At 64.2% G+C, this 15,268-nt stretch carries 17 protein-coding genes and 2 pseudogenes; 6 read left to right on the top strand and 13 right to left on the bottom strand.

All coding sequences use genetic code 11. The annotated features are described in order from the left end of the window. Positions 1-247: 247 nt before the first annotated feature. From E3O46_RS00260 to pdhA, 3 genes are read right to left on the bottom strand one after another with little or no spacing between them, the layout of a single operon-like run. Positions 248-1,537 (bottom strand): dihydrolipoamide acetyltransferase family protein, encoded by a 1,290-nt coding sequence (locus E3O46_RS00260; RefSeq protein WP_134449293.1) that lies wholly within the window; start codon positions 1,535-1,537, stop codon positions 248-250. After that, positions 1,534-2,550, bottom strand: coding sequence for an alpha-ketoacid dehydrogenase subunit beta (locus tag E3O46_RS00255; protein WP_134449292.1), 1,017 nt, complete (start codon positions 2,548-2,550; stop codon positions 1,534-1,536). Before E3O46_RS00255 ends, E3O46_RS00260 begins: the two co-directional genes overlap by 4 nt. Beyond that, positions 2,547-3,683: a pyruvate dehydrogenase (acetyl-transferring) E1 component subunit alpha gene (gene pdhA / locus E3O46_RS00250; protein ID WP_134449291.1), complete on the bottom strand. Its 1,137-nt coding sequence runs from the start codon at positions 3,681-3,683 to the stop codon at positions 2,547-2,549. The genes E3O46_RS00255 and pdhA overlap by 4 nt, the downstream gene beginning before the upstream one ends. Positions 3,684-3,816: 133 nt before the next feature. Between pdhA and E3O46_RS00245 the strand changes: the two genes are divergently transcribed. From E3O46_RS00245 to fdxA, 4 genes are all read left to right on the top strand, one after another. Next, positions 3,817-4,431, top strand: a complete 615-nt coding sequence (locus E3O46_RS00245; RefSeq protein ID WP_166787376.1) for a TetR/AcrR family transcriptional regulator — start codon at positions 3,817-3,819, stop codon at positions 4,429-4,431. 3 nt (positions 4,432-4,434) lie between these two features. After that, positions 4,435-4,797, top strand: coding sequence for a DUF488 domain-containing protein (locus E3O46_RS00240; RefSeq protein ID WP_134449289.1), 363 nt, complete (start codon positions 4,435-4,437; stop codon positions 4,795-4,797). Positions 4,798-4,864: 67 nt separating this feature from the next. Continuing rightward, on the top strand, positions 4,865-6,205 hold the full coding sequence (locus E3O46_RS00235) for an aminotransferase class III-fold pyridoxal phosphate-dependent enzyme (RefSeq protein ID WP_134560730.1): 1,341 nt from the start codon (positions 4,865-4,867) through the stop codon (positions 6,203-6,205). Beyond that, the gene (fdxA, locus tag E3O46_RS00230) at positions 6,202-6,540 is read left to right on the top strand and encodes a ferredoxin (protein ID WP_134560729.1); all 339 of its coding nucleotides are present in this window, start codon (positions 6,202-6,204) and stop codon (positions 6,538-6,540) included. Before E3O46_RS00235 ends, fdxA begins: the two co-directional genes overlap by 4 nt. Here fdxA and E3O46_RS18605 read toward each other — a convergent pair. The 9 genes and pseudogenes from E3O46_RS18605 to E3O46_RS00195 all read right to left on the bottom strand — a co-directional run. Next, positions 6,466-6,660 (bottom strand): annotated as a pseudogene (locus tag E3O46_RS18605) (hypothetical protein); the annotation flags it as partial. The gene fdxA and the pseudogene E3O46_RS18605 overlap by 75 nt on opposite strands. Beyond that, positions 6,578-6,823: a hypothetical protein gene (locus E3O46_RS00225; RefSeq protein WP_134449286.1), complete on the bottom strand. Its 246-nt coding sequence runs from the start codon at positions 6,821-6,823 to the stop codon at positions 6,578-6,580. The gene E3O46_RS00225 and the pseudogene E3O46_RS18605, both read right to left, overlap by 83 nt. A 340-nt stretch (positions 6,824-7,163) precedes the next feature. After that, entirely contained in the window at positions 7,164-7,631 is a 468-nt protein-coding gene (locus tag E3O46_RS00220) for a hypothetical protein (protein WP_134449285.1), read from the bottom strand. 409 nt (positions 7,632-8,040) lie between these two features. After that, complete coding sequence (locus E3O46_RS00215; RefSeq protein WP_241975522.1) at positions 8,041-8,283, bottom strand: recombinase family protein; 243 nt, start codon at positions 8,281-8,283, stop codon at positions 8,041-8,043. Positions 8,284-8,336: 53 nt separating this feature from the next. After that, the gene (locus tag E3O46_RS00210; RefSeq protein WP_134449284.1) at positions 8,337-9,383 is read right to left on the bottom strand and encodes a PDDEXK nuclease domain-containing protein; all 1,047 of its coding nucleotides are present in this window, start codon (positions 9,381-9,383) and stop codon (positions 8,337-8,339) included. A gap of 53 nt (positions 9,384-9,436) precedes the next feature. Next, positions 9,437-9,919 (bottom strand): recombinase family protein, encoded by a 483-nt coding sequence (locus E3O46_RS00205; RefSeq protein ID WP_241975521.1) that lies wholly within the window; start codon positions 9,917-9,919, stop codon positions 9,437-9,439. Between the two features lie 38 nt (positions 9,920-9,957). Further along, positions 9,958-10,008, bottom strand: a pseudogene (locus E3O46_RS19090) (hypothetical protein); the annotation flags it as partial. A gap of 291 nt (positions 10,009-10,299) precedes the next feature. After that, positions 10,300-11,055, bottom strand: coding sequence for an SDR family oxidoreductase (locus E3O46_RS00200; RefSeq protein WP_198413473.1), 756 nt, complete (start codon positions 11,053-11,055; stop codon positions 10,300-10,302). Between the two features lie 14 nt (positions 11,056-11,069). Next, positions 11,070-11,855: an SDR family NAD(P)-dependent oxidoreductase gene (locus E3O46_RS00195; RefSeq protein WP_134449283.1), complete on the bottom strand. Its 786-nt coding sequence runs from the start codon at positions 11,853-11,855 to the stop codon at positions 11,070-11,072. Positions 11,856-11,940: 85 nt separating this feature from the next. On the opposite strand from E3O46_RS00195, the gene E3O46_RS00190 reads away from it, so the two are divergent. Next, entirely contained in the window at positions 11,941-12,798 is an 858-nt protein-coding gene (locus E3O46_RS00190) for a helix-turn-helix transcriptional regulator (protein ID WP_134449282.1), read from the top strand. A 331-nt stretch (positions 12,799-13,129) separates the two neighbouring features. Next, a protein-coding gene (locus tag E3O46_RS00185) for an IS3 family transposase (protein WP_134560886.1) occupies positions 13,130-14,274 on the top strand; the annotation gives its coding sequence in 2 pieces (ribosomal slippage) (positions 13,130-13,409 and positions 13,409-14,274; 1,146 coding nt in all). A 5-nt stretch (positions 14,275-14,279) separates the two neighbouring features. Here E3O46_RS00185 and E3O46_RS00180 read toward each other — a convergent pair. After that, positions 14,280-14,732, bottom strand: coding sequence for an LPD29 domain-containing protein (locus tag E3O46_RS00180; protein ID WP_134558684.1), 453 nt, complete (start codon positions 14,730-14,732; stop codon positions 14,280-14,282). Positions 14,733-15,268 lie beyond the last annotated feature (536 nt).

Below are 15,268 nucleotides of genomic sequence, written 5' to 3'. Positions count from 1 at the left end.
TCGCCACCCCCGACACGGCCTGGATCAACAAGCCCGCCGAATCTCAAGAAGACGAGCCGAAACTAGCCGCCTAAACTCACGCTGGCCTCATTCACCTTGACAAATTCCGACTCCCTGCCCGATTCCCTGTCCCCCACCGGTGATGAGTGCGACTTTTCCGTTTTCTGTGCGTGCCATTGTGGTGCGTCCTATCTTCTACGTTCGTGAGTGTGGGTCGAGCGAGGCTGGTGGAGCGGGGGTACCCGCTTCAGGCCAGGATGGTCCACGGATTCTCGATGAGGCGGGTGAGTGTCTGCAGGAACTGAGCGGCCAAGGCCCCGTCAATGATCCGATGATCCGCGGAGAGGGTGTACGTCATACGGTGGCGGGGCAGGATCTCCTCCCCCACGACAACGGCCTCGAGGGACATTCCGCCGACGGCGAGGATCGCCCCTTCGGGCGGGTTGATGATGGCGGTGAACTGGTCGACGCCGAACATGCCGAGGTTGCTGATCGTGAAGGTTCCACCCGACATCTGCGCCGGCGTGAGCTTCTTGGTATTGGCTAGTGCCACCAAGGCTTTGGCCTCGGTGCCGAGTTGGCTGACCGTCTTCTGGTCCGCATCCTCGATCACCGGAACCACCAGTCCCACGGCTCCGGCGACGGCGACACCCACGTTGATGCGGTGGTGCACGAGCATCTCGCCGCTCGCGTCGTCGATGTACGAGGCGTTCACCAGCGGATGTTCTCGCAGCGCCAGCGCACTCGCGCGAATGAGCAAGTCGTTGATACTTACCTTTGGACGATTGGCCGCCACCAGCTGGACGTTGAGGTCGGTGCGCAGGAGCACGAGGTTCTCGGCATCCGCTGTTGCGGTCACGTAGAAGTGCGGGATGGTGCGGGCACTCTCGCCGAGACGGCGCGCGATGATGCGCCGCATGCTACTCAGCGCCACTGCCTCCGAGCCACGCTTGTCGTCTGCACCGGCAATGGCGCCTGACGTTGAGGCAGCGGGCGCCGGAACCGCGGCCGCAAGGCTGGCCCGGGCGACGACGGAGCCCTGCTCCTGGGCGAGTAGGCCCACGGTGTCAGCACGGATGATCCGACCGCCGGGGCCGGTACCGCGAACCTGGCTCAGGTCGAGGTGGTTCTCCCTGGCAAGCTTCCGCACGAGCGGGGAGGCAAACAAGCGGGCGCCGTCTTCGGCGACGGGCAAGGCCGGCGCCGCGGCATCCGTTGCCGGAGCAAGGTCAGCTGCGGGCGCAGCGGCAATTGGAACCGCGCCAACAGAAGCCACGGCCGGCTCGGGCACGAGGGTCGCCCTACCGTCGTCCAGCAGCGCGATGGGGGCGCCGATCAGAACCTGCTCCCCCTCGGACACCAGCTGCTTCGAGAGGGTGCCGGCGTCATAGGCCTCGTAATCCATCGTGGCCTTGTCGGTCTCGATTTCCACGAGAATGTCGCCCACCTCGACCCTGTCGCCGGGCTGCTTGTGCCACACCGCGATCGCACCTTCGGTCATGGTGTCAGACAGGCGCGGCATTGTGATCTCAATCATGACTTGTTCTCCATCGGGTTGCGGCGGCGGCCGACGGCGTCGAGTGTCTGCCGGATGGCGCCGATGACGTCGTCCGCCGACGGCAACGCGGCAGTCTCCAGTGGTTTTGAGTACGGCATCGGCACCTCGGCCATGGCAACGCGACGAACCGGTGCGTCCAGGTAGTCGAAGGCACCGTCGGAGATCGTCGCGGCGATTTCGGCGCCAATCCCATAGGTAAGCCAGTCGTCCTCGAGAATGACGGCAGCGTGTGTCTTCTTCACGGACTCCACCACGGTCCCGCGGTCGAGGGGGCGCAGGCTCCGCAGATCGATAACCTCGATGTCGAGGCCGTCGGACTCGGCGAGCTGCTCGGCTACCTGGGCCGCCACGTAGGCCATCCGCGAGTAGCCGATCAGCGTGATGTCGCGGCCGCGCCGGGTGATGGCGGCCTTGCCGATCTCGGCTGGGACATCGTCGTCGGGAACCTCGCCCTTGGTGTTGTACAGCGAGAGGTTCTCGAGGAAGAGAACCGGATCGTCGTCACGGATCGCCGCGAGCATCATGGCCTTAGCGTCGGCGGGGGTGCTGGGGGCCAGGACCTTCATGCCGGGCACGAAAGCGTAGAACAGTTCAATGTTCTGCGAGTGCGTGGCGCCGAGCTGTTGGCCGCCGCCGCCCGGGGTGCGGATGACGAGGGGCACGCGGGCCTGCCCGCCGAACATGCCGTAGATCTTGGCGGCGTGGTTCACGATCTGGTCGAGAGCGAGAAGGCTGAAATTGATTGTCATGATCTCCACGACCGGGCGAAGCCCCAGCATCGCGGCACCGATGGCAGCTCCGGTGAAGCCTTCTTCGGCGATCGCGGTGTCGCGCACCCGCTTCTCGCCGAATTCGTCGAGCATGCCCGCGGTGATCTTGTAGGCGCCGTCGAAGAGGCCGATTTCCTCGCCCATCAAGAAGACATCGGGATCGCGGTGCATCTCGGAGCGCAGAGTATCGTGCAGTGCCTGCCGATAGGTCATGATGCTCATCGGGTGGCCTCGTGCTCGGGGTACGGAGCCGGCTCGAAGAGGGGTTGCCCGGGCAACCTGTGCGAGTCGTTTGCCACGGGTGTGGCGTAGGTGTAGTCGAACAGGGTGGCCACGTCGGGGAACGGGCTCGCCTCCGCGAAGACCGCGGCGGCCGTGGCTTGCGCGATGGCACCATCGTTGATGGCTGCGATCTCCTGCTCCGTGAGCAGACCCGTCTCGAAGAGGTGGGCGGCGAAGGTGACCACAGGGTCACGCTCCTTGGTCAGCGCGATCTCCTCGGCGCCCCGGTACTTGCCGGGGTCGACCACGGAGTGCCCGCGCAGCCGTTCGGTCATCACCTCGAGCAGGAACGGCCTTCCGCCGCGCGCGACTGCCGCGGCCCGCTGGGCTGCCTCGAACACGGCGACGGGATCAAGCCCGTCGACCCGTTCTGACGCCATCCGGTAAGAGGAAGCCCGCTTGTACAGTTCGGGCTCCGCCGAGGACTTGTCCACTGTTGTTGCCATTCCGAGCCGGTTGTTGATGACGACGTAGACGATGGGCAGGTTCCAGAGCGCCGCGATATTGAGCGACTCGTGAAAGGCGCCGATGTTCGTCGTTCCGTCACCCATTGTGCACATGACGATCTCATCCACACCGCGGTAGTCGATGGCGAGGGCCGCACCGGTAGCCAATGGGATCTGGCCGCCAACAATTCCGTAACCGCCCAGCATCCGTTTTTCGAGGTCGAACATGTGCATCGAGCCACCCCAGCCCTTGGAGACACCGTCTGAGCGGCCGAAGAGCTCGGCCATCACCCGGTTGGGGTCGATGCCCCGCGTCAGCGCGTAGCCATGTTCGCGGTAGTTGGTGAAGAGGTAGTCCGTGGGCCGCAGGGCCGCCATAAGGCCGACGACGGCGGCTTCTTCGCCGAGGTTGAGGTGACAATAGCCGCCGATCAACGCCTGGGTGTACGCCCGAGCGGCCCGTTCTTCAAACCGGCGGATGAAGACCATCTGTCGATAGAAGTCGGTCGCACGTTTCGCGCCGGCGGTGTCGCTCGGGGCCGTCTGATGCATCACAACAGTGGGGTTGGCGTTCTGGTGCGTGCCGGGCTTCGGGGGTGCCACGGCAGTTCGCTGTCGAGTAGACATGTCTGAACTCCTTTTCGGCCTTCGTGAGGTCGCGGTTGAGGAGTCGAATCGAATTAATGATACGACGTCGTATCATTCTACAACGACGAGTAGCGTGGATGTACAGCGTTACCCACAATCCGAAGGGCACCCCGTGCAACCCGCGAACCTAGAGCCGCTCGAACGAAAGCGTGGCCGCCCCACCGAGGCCGGTCGCATCGAGCGGCAGGAGCAGATTCTCGACGCCGCCCTGGCGAACTTTCTCGAATACGGCTTCGGCAACGCCACGGTGGACCGCATCGCCGCCGACGCGCGGGTAACCAAGCGCACCATATACAATTATTTCGGCAACAAGGACGGTGTTTTCACCGAGATGCAGGGCCGCCTCGCCGAGACCGTCAGTGGCGACAGCCAGAACCGGGACACCCTGGAATCCCTGGCCGCCCGGATCGTCTTCCGCCTGCACTCCGCCCAGATGATCGGCCTGCACAGGCTCGTGATCGCCGAGTCATTGCGCTTTCCCGATCTGGCCCGCACGCTGCACGACAACGGCGACATGCGCCACGTCGCCCGACTCGCCGAGCACATCAACGCCGAACGCGGACAGGGTGCCACCAACCGTGCCGAGGCGCTCTACGCGCTGCTGCTGGGCGAAGATTACCGCCGACGGCTGCTTGGGCTGCTCGAGCCGATCACGGCGGGGGCTGCCGCGGACTACGCCCATGCGGCCTTGGCCCACCTCGGACTCACCGACGTGCCGGAAAGGTAGACCGTGAACATCCGGATCAAGCGCATCTACGACAACGTGGCCGACGGCGACGGATGCCGGGTACTGGTCGACCGGCTCTGGCCGCGGGGCGTCTCCAAGGAGCGGGCCCGACTCGATGCCTGGCTCAAGCAGGTGGCCCCGTCTCCGGAACTGCGTACCTGGTGGAATCACGATCCCGAGCGACTGGACGACTTCGCCATTCGTTATCGCGCCGAACTCGACGGCGACCCGGCGACAATGCGGGCCGTGACCGAACTGCGCGAGCTCGTAGCACAGGCCGCCGGACCCACCACCCTGCTCTATGGCGCTAGAGACCCCGCGGTCAATCACGCGCTAATTTTGGCCGCTTACTTGGGTAACAATTAAATAATTTCTTTCATTTTAATTTGCGGTTCCCGGGCGTGGGAGCGAATCCCGGCCGTAGGGTGGCGTCATGACGTACAGCGTGCCGCAACACCGCAACCTCCTCACCGCACTGCCCGGACCTCGGTCCCTCGCCCTGCATGAACGCCGAACCCAGAGCGTGTCAGCCGGCGCCGGCACCCTGGCCGCCATCTACATGGACCACGGATCAGGCGCGATCCTGGTGGACGTGGACGGGAACCAGCTCATCGATCTGGGCTCGGGTATCGGCGTCACCTCTTTCGGCCACGCATTGCCCGAGGTGGCCGCGGCCACCGCCGCGCAGGCCGCCAAGCTCACGCACACCCTCTTCACCGTCACCCCGTACGAGAACTACGTTCGGGTGGCCGAGAAGCTCAATGCGATCACCCCGGGCGGCTTCGAGAAGCGCTCAATCCTGGTGAACACCGGTGCCGAAGCGGTGGAGAACGCGGTGAAGATCGCCCGCAAGTTCACCGGTCGCCGCGCGATCGTGGTGCTCGACCATGCCTTCCACGGCCGGACCAACCTCACCATGGCGATGACGTACCGACCGTGGCCGGAGCGTGCCGGAATGGGGCCGTTCCCCGGAGAGATCTACAGCGCCCCGGTGAGCTTCCCCTACCGTGACGGCCTGTCCGGACCCGAGGCCGCCGAACGCACCATCGACTACATCGTCACGCACATCGGCGCGAGCGAGGTGGCCGCCTTCGTCGTCGAGCCGATCCAGGGCGACGGCGGCATCAATATCCCCGCCCCCGGCTACTTCCAGCGAATGAGCGAGTTCTGCACCGAACACGGCATCGTCTTCATCGCCGACGAGATCCAGGCCGGCCTCGGCCGCACCGGCACCTGGTTCTCGATCGAGCATCACGGTGTCGTACCGGACCTGATCACCACGGCCAAGGCCATCGCCGGCGGCTTTCCGCTCGCGGCGGTCACCGGCCGCGCCGAGATCATGGATTCGGTGCAGCCCGGCGGCATCGGCGGAACCTTCGGCGGCAACCCGGTGTCCACCGCGGCGGCCCTGGCAGTTTTCGACCTGATCGAACGTGACGACCTGATCGCACGCGCCCGGGAGGTCGAACGGATGTTGTGGGCCCGCATCGGCCACTGGCCCAGCAGCTACGACGTGGTCGGCGACGTGCGCGGCCAGGGCGCCATGTTCGGCGTCGAGCTCGTCGTTCCGGGCACGACCACCCCCAACCCGGCGGCGCTGCGGACGATAATCGACCACGCCACCAGCCACGGCGTCATCGTGCTGGACGCCGGCTCGTGGGATTCGGTGCTCCGCTTACTGCCCTCGGTGGTGATCAGCGCCGAACTCATCGACGACGCGGCCACCGTGATCGAGGAGACCCTTGCCCTCCTGTCGACGGCGGTACCCAAATGACCTACGTAATCGGCTCCCCCTGCATCGACGTGAAGGACCGGGCGTGCGTGGACGAATGCCCCGTCGACTGCATCTACGAGGGCAAGCGCACCCTCTACATCCAGCCGGATGAGTGCATCGACTGCGGCGCCTGCGAACCGGTCTGCCCGGTCGAGGCCATCTACTACGAAGCCGACCTACCCGACGGGGAACAACCGTACCTCCGCGACAACAAGAGGTTCTTCGCCGACATTCTCGAGGGGCGGGACACCCCGGTGGGATCACCGGGTGGCGCTTTGAAGATCCCCGTCATCGGCACGGACACCAGGTTCGTCAAGACCCACCCCGCGGCCTAACCCACCCAAGGCGGATGGGCGCGCCGCGCTGTGCCGTTCATGCCGACGCAAGAGGCGCATGGCGTTGACAATCACGATCAGCACAGACGCCTCGTGCACGAGCATTCCGATAGACATCGATGCCCGCGAGGGTTACCCAATGCCGACACGTCATGGGCTTGAAGCCGAGTTCCTCGGCGGCGAGGCGGATGCTTCCGAGCCGTTCGAACGCGGCGAAGAATGACGCCTTCTCGTCGTCGGTGAACGTTCGGGCTGGTGGTCGTTTTGTCTGTTCGGAAACCATGGTCGCAACTCCTGAAAAGTGCCGGGTGTTGCAACGACCGATAGAACCCAAGCAGTTCTACTGGCCGTCAGCGGGCAGTTCCGTGGCCGCCTATGGGCAGCTTGTCATGGCCGCCGACAGATGACAGCGCAACGCGACAACCCGGCACTCCGTCGGAACTGCGGCGTCATCGTCGACACGCAGATTGCAGCTGGAACCAGCCGCGTGCTGCTCACAACGGATTGGCGAGCAGGATCAACGCACTCCGCGTGAAGTACGAGGCTGCGCGCGCTTCGGAGGTCCGGTCCTAGACCCGAACGCCCCGTCTGGAAGCACCCAGATACTTCTGTGCGACGTGCAATCACTCGAAGTCGAACATCTCCAGGGTCTCTCCCAGCGACGCAAGCTTGGTGGCAATCCGCAGGTCATGGTTGACCGTCAAAATCGCCTCGAATGGCGTCTGCTCTGTGTGGACCAATGTGATTTTCGTCTCGTCTCCCTCCCTCGCGGCGCCGACCATCCTCCACATATCTCGCGGACGGCCCCAGATGAAAGCGGACATAGGGAACACCAGGCACAGCGCGGGTGGAACCCGGCGAGCGTCACGAAAAAACCGTTCTACCTCCTTGTGTCCGATCGTCAGTGTGTAGACGCCGTCGGCCGTTCGACGCTCAACAACATCATCGTCTGGGCGGGTGACGGTCCATTCGTCGTCTACCGGTGTCGCATCTATCGAACTCAGCGTTGAGGCCCCGAGGCGTGTGGTGCGCAGTGTTGACCGTATCCGTGGGTGGTGGTCCCAATCGGCCAGGATGCTGATGGCGTCCAACAATGCAACGGTGTCAGATGGCAATAAGGGTGCCCTTCGTTCGGTAGCGACAACGCAGATTGCGGCCTGGTGCAGAGTTTATTACCTCTTGTCAGCATTTTCGCTGCCTGATAGCTTGCGGAACAGCCTCGAAGGTGAGGACCTCAACGTACCGTGAACGGGACCCGAGGTCCATCGACCGGCTCCCCGACGGTGATCCCCTCCCAGACCGTACCCGCGCACTGGGGTCGCGGAACTTCCCGACCGGGTCGCGGCGGCATCGATCGTAACCCGCCTCACCAACAACGCCCAAGACGGTTACTGGGAGTGACACCCAGCGGGCCGGGCACCCAGCCCGGGTCGCTACTACCTCGCTAGAACCGTGCTACCAACTACGCGGACTGCCGCTACCATCAAGCACTCCTCGCCACTACCGCTCCCGCACTCCTGCTGTTCTCGTGGCGGCCATGCCGAGGTAAGCTTTGGCCGCTGTCCTCGTGCACGGCCGCTCGCCTTCCCGCGGGCGCGCCGCGACGAAGGCTCCAATGGTGCGTTCTGAGATACGTGCCCGCTCGATCTCTGCCACGGCAGCGAAAACGCTGAAGGCCAGTTCCCCGGACACCGTAGTGGTGTCGGTCGCCGCCCCCTCCCCAGCGAGGCCCTGAGGCCCGATCCCCCGTTCGGTGAGTCCGTGGAGGGTCGTGACGAGGTGGCGCAGGTCGTGGCCTAGTCGGAGGGGTTGGCCTGGCGCTGGGGGTGGTCATCGAGCTCGAGGGCGACCGCGCGGGTTAGAGCGTCCTCGGCGGGAAGCGCAGCCTGCTCGGCGGGCGAGAGGTCGTAACGGGAGACAGCGATCGGCTGGGTGGTGCCGGCGAGTGCGTACCGGACGACGGACTCGTTTTTGTCAGCGACTAGGAGCATCCCAACCGTGGGCTGGTGCTGCGGCTTCCGCAGCCGATCCTCAACGAGGGCGACGTAGAAGCCGAGTTGGCCGGCGTCGCGCGGGTCGAATTTCGTGGTCTTCAGTTCAATGACCACATACCGGAGTTGGTCGACGTGGAAAAACAGCAGATCGGCGAAAAAGTCATCGCCGTCGACGTCGAAGTGGACCTGGCGTCCCACGAACGCGAACCCGGGGCCAAGCTCGCGGAGTGTGTCGATGATGCGCTCGACGAGCCGGTCCTCCAGCTCTCGCTCGGCGGCGTCACCGTCGATCGCGAGGAACTCGAGCGTGAACGGATCCTTAGTGATCTGCTGAGCGAGCTCAGAATCACGGCGTTCAAGAGCGTGCAGGAAGTTGGACGGAGCTGTGCCTTCGCGCAGGTGCAGGGGGGTGGTGATCTGGTGAGCCAACACCGGACGGCTCCAACCCTGCGCGATGTCCTTGGCGCTGTACCACTCGCGTAGTTCGGGATCGTCGAGCTTGTCAAGCAGCTCGATGACGTGGCCCCAGGGCAATTCACCAACGGGTCGTTGGCGAATTGAATCGTGTTCGGGCCACGCCTCGGCGAACCGGCGCATGTACCTGAGGTTGGCTGGCGAGAACCCCTTCGCGGTCGGGAACTCTGCACGCAGATCCGCAGAAAGCTGGACAAGAACCTTGCTGCCCCACGCGGCCGTCTTCTGTCGCTCGATAATCGCCGCTCCGATCTGCCAATAGAGCCTGAGCAGTTCGGTGTTCACCCGGCGCTGGGCTATGTAGCGCGCCTCATGCACAAGCCGCTTGATGCTCTCAAGCGTGGCAGCGTAGTCGGACGGGACGAGGGAACTCATTCCTCAACGCTAATGGAGGTCGGCCGGCCCTGCCCGCAGCGGACAGCCGGGGCTCAGGGTTTGGCCAAGTGCCGGTAGATCGTGGGCCGAGTGACTCCAAACTCCCCGGCGATGTGCTGGACAGTGTGGGCCCGCTTGCCGTCGGCGTCCTTCTCCTCATACATCTCACGGACCAGCCTGACCTGACGCGGACCGAGCTTGGGCTTCTGCCCGCCGGTCCGTCCCCGGGCACGGGCCGCGGCCAGCCCATCGCGGGTGCGTTCAGACATCAGCGCATGTTCAAACTCCGCAATCGAGCCAAGGATCTGGAAAAACATCCGCCCGGTGATACTGGACGTATCGATGCCCTGATCCAAGACCACCAAATCAACGCCGCGCTCCTGGAGGGTGTTCGACAAATCGATGAGGTTCTCCAACGACCGGCCGAGCCGGTCGAGTTTCGTCACGACGAGCTGATCGCCGGCCCGGGTCGCCGAGAGTAGAGCCCTGTCAAGTTCAGGCCGGCGGGCGAGTGTTCCCGAAGCCGTGTCAGGAATATCCGATCACAACCAGCCGCGGTCAAGGCATCGTGTTGGGCCTCAGGGTGCTGATCCCGGGTAGAGACCCGACCATATCCAATTCGCATACCAGCAACGTATCATCAACCCGGTAACGCGTTACATAGACGCGTACACGCCAAGCATTACTAATACCGCCCGATGTTCCCGCGACTTGCTGAACCCGTCCGAGCGTGTCTCGCGAACGATCGTCTACGGACAGAAGTCATTGGGCCATCGTGCTCGCACCCAAGACAGAACCGGAGCCATTTGATATGTCCCGCAGAGGCTCATGGCTCCCACGATTTACTGCGGGGGAACCCTCAACGCATGAACTGTGTTTGAGGGTCCCCAACGAATCGGTGATCCATGCAGAAGAGTCAGTTTTGGCCGCCGCTGACCAGGAGTTGCGCACCGCTCACCCAGCGGGAGAGTGGGCCGATGAAGAACTCGACAGCGTCTGAGACGTCGTCGACCGACCCCATTCTTCCGAGCGGGCTGGCGTTTTGCACCAGCGTACGGAGCTCATCGTTGTCGGCTCCGGCCGAGAAGTAGCCGGCACCATCCGTTGCACTGGCAAGGATGGTGTTGACCGTCACTTCTCTTTCACCGATTTCTTGTGCGAGGACTCCCACGAGGTAATTCCCGACAAGCTTGCTTGAGGCGTAGAGGCCGAAACCGGCGACGGGACGGCTGGTGGATCCTGAGCCGATCAGCACAATAGAGCCGCCTCTGTTCACGGTGCGCGCCGCGTGCTGCAACGTGAAGAAGGCACCCTTTGCGTTGACGCCGAACATGCGGTCGTAATCCGCTTCTGTGACATCGACGATTGGCCCGCCGGTCTCGTCGATTCCGGCGTTCGCGACGACGATGTCAATACCTCCGAACCGCGATCGAGCCGCGTCGAAAAGTGCCTCAATCTGACCCGGATCGGAAACGTCGGCCTGAACAGCCACCGCATCGGAGCCGGCCGCAATGATGGCGGCAACCGTCTCGGCCGCGCCCTGCGCACCGTGTGCGTAGTTCACCACGACCTGCGCTCCCCGAGCCCCGAGCCGGATCGCTATCGCCCGTCCGATGCCACGACTTGAACCGGTAACGACAGCGACCTTCCCTGTGAGATCAGTGATAGTCATGTGAGGTTTTCCGCTTAGGCGCCGGCGCCGCCGTCGACAGGCACGATGGCGCCCGTCACGGCCGAGGCACGGTCACTGAGAAGGAATCCGGCGACTTCCGCGACTTCCAGCGCGGTCGCCATCCTGCCGATGGGGCTGGCAGCATTATTGGCATCGATAATGCCCGGGGTCTTCTTCTCCCACTCGTCCATCATCTCGGTCGCAGTGCCGCCGGGCGTGATCCCATTGACACGGATTCCCTCACCCGCCCAGGTGACGGCGGCCGTCTCGGTAATGCTGTTCAGGGCGCGCTTCATCGCCGCATAAGCGGGCAGCGGAGGTACGGCCCGTCGGCTGCCGATGCTGGAGGTGTTCACGATCGCCCCACCACCGGACTTCCGCATGAGAGCCGCCTCGGCGACCATCGCGACCCAGTGGGAACGGAAGTTGACGGAGAACTGCTCATCGATGTCGTCGTCGGAGGTGGTGTCGAGGGGGCCGACGTTCTGTTGGTTTACCCCGCCATTGTTGAACGCTCCGTCGAGGCGCCCGTGGAGCTCCTCGACCCGGCCGACGGCAGCACGGATGCTGGCACGGTCAGAGAGGTCCATGGCGACGCGGTCGGCGGTGCCACCCGTGGTGCGGATCTGGGCGACGAGAGAGTCGAGTGCTGTCGTGTTGCGGGCAGCGAGGACGACAGCTGCGCCCTCGGAGGCGAAGAGATGGGCTGCGGCGGCACCGATACCGCGGCTGGCTCCGGTAATAAAAATGACTTTGCCGGTCAGCAGGCCGACCGGGATGGACTCGTTGGTGTTTGTCATATCGACAGCGTCTGCCCGTGACGGATCCGGATCCAGGCACAGACGGTACTACGCTCCGCACGCCTCTGGCACGCACACTTGGGGTATGGACAAAAGCGAACTGGGCGCGTTTCTTCGCAGTCGCCGCGAGCGACTCCGCCCGGAAGACGTCGGCCTGCCCTCGGGCGCACGCCGGCGAACGCCCGGTCTTCGGCGGGAGGAGATCGCCGTCCGCGCGCATATCTCGACCGAGTACTACGTCCGCCTCGAGCAAGGCCGTGCACCTCGCCCGTCAGCCGAGGTCCTGGCAGGCATCGCAGGCGCACTTCGCCTCACGGACGCGGAATCCGACCACCTGCACCTCCTTGCTGGCACCACGCCCGCCCCGTCGGGGCTGCACCGCCGTGACGTGCGCCCCAGCGTCCTCGGAGTTCTCGAACGCTTACCGCTCACGGCAGGGATCGTCCTTTCCGCAGCGTTCGAGGTGCTCGCATGGAACGACCTCGCGGCAGCCCTGATGGAAGACTTCGCTCTCGTCGAGCCCCACGATCGCAACCTCGCGCGCAAAGCCTTCCTCGCCGGCGGGCAACCTCCACCCGCGATCTACGGAATCAGCGACGACGTCGAGTTCCGAGAGGGTGTTGTGACGCAACTGCGGAGCGCTCAGGCGCGCTACCCTTCCGACCCTGTCATTGCCGACCTCATCCGGGAGTTGCGGGAAGGGAGCGCGGAATTCTCCCGGCTGTGGGAGCGGCACGACGTCCAGATCCCGCCGCCCCTCAAGAAGACGTTTCGGGCGACGCCCGTCGGCGACATCACCGTCGACTGCGACTCGCTCGCCGTCACAGACCGGGACCAGCATCTAATCCTCTACACCGCGCCCATAGGATCCGGCGATGCCGAGAACCTCGCCCTCCTCAGTGTCATCGGAACAGAGCCCCTCGTCAGCCACCGAGACTCCTGACCAAAGTACCGGCTGCCCTCTGGCCGCGCTCAAGACATTTATCTCTGCGATAAAGACGCCACGAAACGCTGCGGTTCACAACGCCACTCTGACTCTGACGGAGTACCTGCCGTTCGGGGTGGCAATGACGGAGTGGGGGCGTTCCGGGTGCTTGGCGTGGATGCTCTGAAGAGTGGCCCGCTGTTTTCGTTCAGTGCGCTGTTGTACCAGCGCACGTCGGGAGAGGCAAACGAAGAGCGCCTCAAACATGCCTGTGGCGACGCCTGGGACTGCCCCCGGTTTGGTTGACTCTTGACCTGTGGAGATTCGTCTTCGCTGGAAAGATGTCATCATGCCCAAGCCCTACCCACCCGAGTTCCGCCGTGACGTTGTCGCGGTAGCCCGGAAGCACGAAGCCCCGCTGAATCAGATCGCGAAGGACTTCGGGATCTCGGAGTCCTGCCTGGCGAACTGGCTGAAGAAAGCCGACGTCGAAGAAGGCGTCAGGCCCGGTGTGACCGAGAAGGAATCCACCGAGCTCCGGGATGCCAAGAAGCGCATCCGGCTGCTCGAGCAGGAAGCCGAGGTCATGCGCCGGGCCGTGGCCTATCTCTCCCGGGACGTCAACCCAAAATGATGTACCCGCTGGTCCGTGAATTGGCCGTCGACGGTGTCCCCGTCACGGTGACCTGCCGGGTGTTGCGCTTCTCCAAACAAGCGTTCTACCAGTGGAAGCGCGACCCAGTCTCCCAGCGCGACTGGGACAACGCCCACCTCACCAACGCGGTCTGGGACGCTCACCGGGGCGACCCTGCGTTCGGCTACCGGTTCATCGCCGACGAGCTCCACAAGTCGGGCCTCAGCGTCGGCGAGAACCGGGTCTGGCGGCTGTGCTCGCAGCAGCGGCTCTGGTCCGTGTTCGCGAAGAAACGCGGCCTCACGCGCAAGGCCGGCCCGCCCGTCCACGACGACCTCGTCAAACGGAAATTCACCGCGACACGCCCGAACCAGCTCTGGCTGACCGACATCACCGAACACCGCACCGACGAGGGCAAGATCTACCTCTGCGCGATCAAAGACGTCTACTCGAACAAGATCGTCGGCTACTCCATCGACTCCAGGATGAAGGCGTCCCTGGCCGTCGCCGCGGCCCGGAACGCGATCGGTCAGCGCACCATCGACGGCACGATCCTGCACTCGGACCGAGGCTCTCAATTCCGCTCCAACGCGTTCCTGCGCGTGCTGAAGAACAACGGCATCACCGGGTCGATGGGCCGCGTCGGCGCATGCGGCGATAACGCCGCGATGGAGTCCTTCTTCGCGCTGCTGCAGAAGAACGTCCTCGACCGGAAGCGGTGGTCAACCCGAGAGGAACTGCGCCTCGCGATGGTGATTTGGATCGAGCGGACATACCACCGCAAGCGCCGGCAACGCCGCCTCGGCAAGCTCACCCCGATCGAGTTTGAGACAATAAACGTGGCCCTCAAAGCCGCTTGAGACCACTAACCCTTTGAGTCAACTGAACTTGGGGCAGTCCCAGTCGCATTGTCAATGGGGTTGCCCTCGGGGGTGAATAGAACTAAGTCTTTGTGCTCGCTGTCGGTGCTGATGAGATGTTGTGCTGCGCGGTATCCGGCGGCGGTGTAGTCACGGTGGCTGTTGACTCCGTCGCAGCAGTAACGCACCTCACGGGGCATGTCTTCGCCGTCTCCCGCGACTAGGACCGTTCCGGCGTCGTCGTAGCCGTCCGTCATACCGTTGAAATGGCGGCCCTCGTAGTGGCCGGTGATTCGGCGCACTTCGAGTTCTGTGGGTCCGTCGCTGTAGCTCACGTTCATCCACGCGGCCGCGGTGCCGGTACTCATCCGAACACTGAACTTCACTCCGGGAAAAGCGTTCTTCAAGGCCGCACGAACCAACTTTGCGGTGTCCTTGGTGGTGATGTATTCGGTCATTTTCTCTATCTCCCTCAACGTTTTTTTGCCTTTTCGGCGGTTTTCCGCCCTCATGGAGTGCTGTCGGGGTCAAGCCCCAAGGAGCGGTTGCAGGCCAAAGTTTTGAAGGAGCACAGCGGGCCAAAAGTTTTGCCGAAACTGCGACGACGGCTTGACGCCGGCAGCACGGAGTGAACAATCCCCCAGACGAAAAAACAAAAAGGCCAGCGTGCGCCGGCCCGCGCACCGAGCCACGAGAGCGCCAATCTTTCCCCAGCTCCACAACCCGGCGCGGGGAGGTCGGCTATGGTGCCGACATGGAATCGGACAGCCTGGGCGCTCCCCCGAACTGCGAGCGGTGCTTAGCCTCGATCCACCGGTCGGCTTGGGTGAGCGGTTTCGCTCGGAGTTGATCTGAGGTTCCTGGTGGTGGGCATGGCGGTGCGGCCGGCCTTGCTGCCGGTGGTGTTCCTGCTCCGGTTGCGCCGTTTGGCTGGGTGGTCAGATGGTCGCGGTTCGCGGCGGGCCGCAGGCCGCCGTGAACACGGCCTGCCAGC

This window comes from Cryobacterium glucosi, assembly GCF_004402235.1.
GTDB classification, from domain to species: domain Bacteria; phylum Actinomycetota; class Actinomycetes; order Actinomycetales; family Microbacteriaceae; genus Cryobacterium; species Cryobacterium glucosi.
This window is presented reverse-complemented; position numbering and strand designations above follow the sequence as displayed.

What these genes read in the sequence shown, in the direction of transcription:
- E3O46_RS00260 (WP_134449293.1), bottom strand. Translation starts at nt 1,537, where the DNA reads ATGATTGAGATCACAATGCCGCGCCTGTCTGACACCATGACCGAAGGT.
- E3O46_RS00200 (WP_198413473.1), bottom strand. Translation starts at nt 11,055, where the DNA reads ATGACTATCACTGATCTCACAGGGAAGGTCGCTGTCGTTACCGGTTCA.
- E3O46_RS00210 (WP_134449284.1), bottom strand. Translation starts at nt 9,383, where the DNA reads ATGAGTTCCCTCGTCCCGTCCGACTACGCTGCCACGCTTGAGAGCATC.
- E3O46_RS00255 (WP_134449292.1), bottom strand. Translation starts at nt 2,550, where the DNA reads ATGAGCATCATGACCTATCGGCAGGCACTGCACGATACTCTGCGCTCC.
- pdhA (WP_134449291.1), bottom strand. Translation starts at nt 3,683, where the DNA reads ATGTCTACTCGACAGCGAACTGCCGTGGCACCCCCGAAGCCCGGCACG.
- E3O46_RS00180 (WP_134558684.1), bottom strand. Translation starts at nt 14,732, where the DNA reads ATGACCGAATACATCACCACCAAGGACACCGCAAAGTTGGTTCGTGCG.
- fdxA (WP_134560729.1), top strand. Translation starts at nt 6,202, where the DNA reads ATGACCTACGTAATCGGCTCCCCCTGCATCGACGTGAAGGACCGGGCG.
- E3O46_RS00235 (WP_134560730.1), top strand. Translation starts at nt 4,865, where the DNA reads ATGACGTACAGCGTGCCGCAACACCGCAACCTCCTCACCGCACTGCCC.
- E3O46_RS00195 (WP_134449283.1), bottom strand. Translation starts at nt 11,855, where the DNA reads ATGACAAACACCAACGAGTCCATCCCGGTCGGCCTGCTGACCGGCAAA.
- E3O46_RS00225 (WP_134449286.1), bottom strand. Translation starts at nt 6,823, where the DNA reads ATGGTTTCCGAACAGACAAAACGACCACCAGCCCGAACGTTCACCGAC.
- E3O46_RS00190 (WP_134449282.1), top strand. Translation starts at nt 11,941, where the DNA reads ATGGACAAAAGCGAACTGGGCGCGTTTCTTCGCAGTCGCCGCGAGCGA.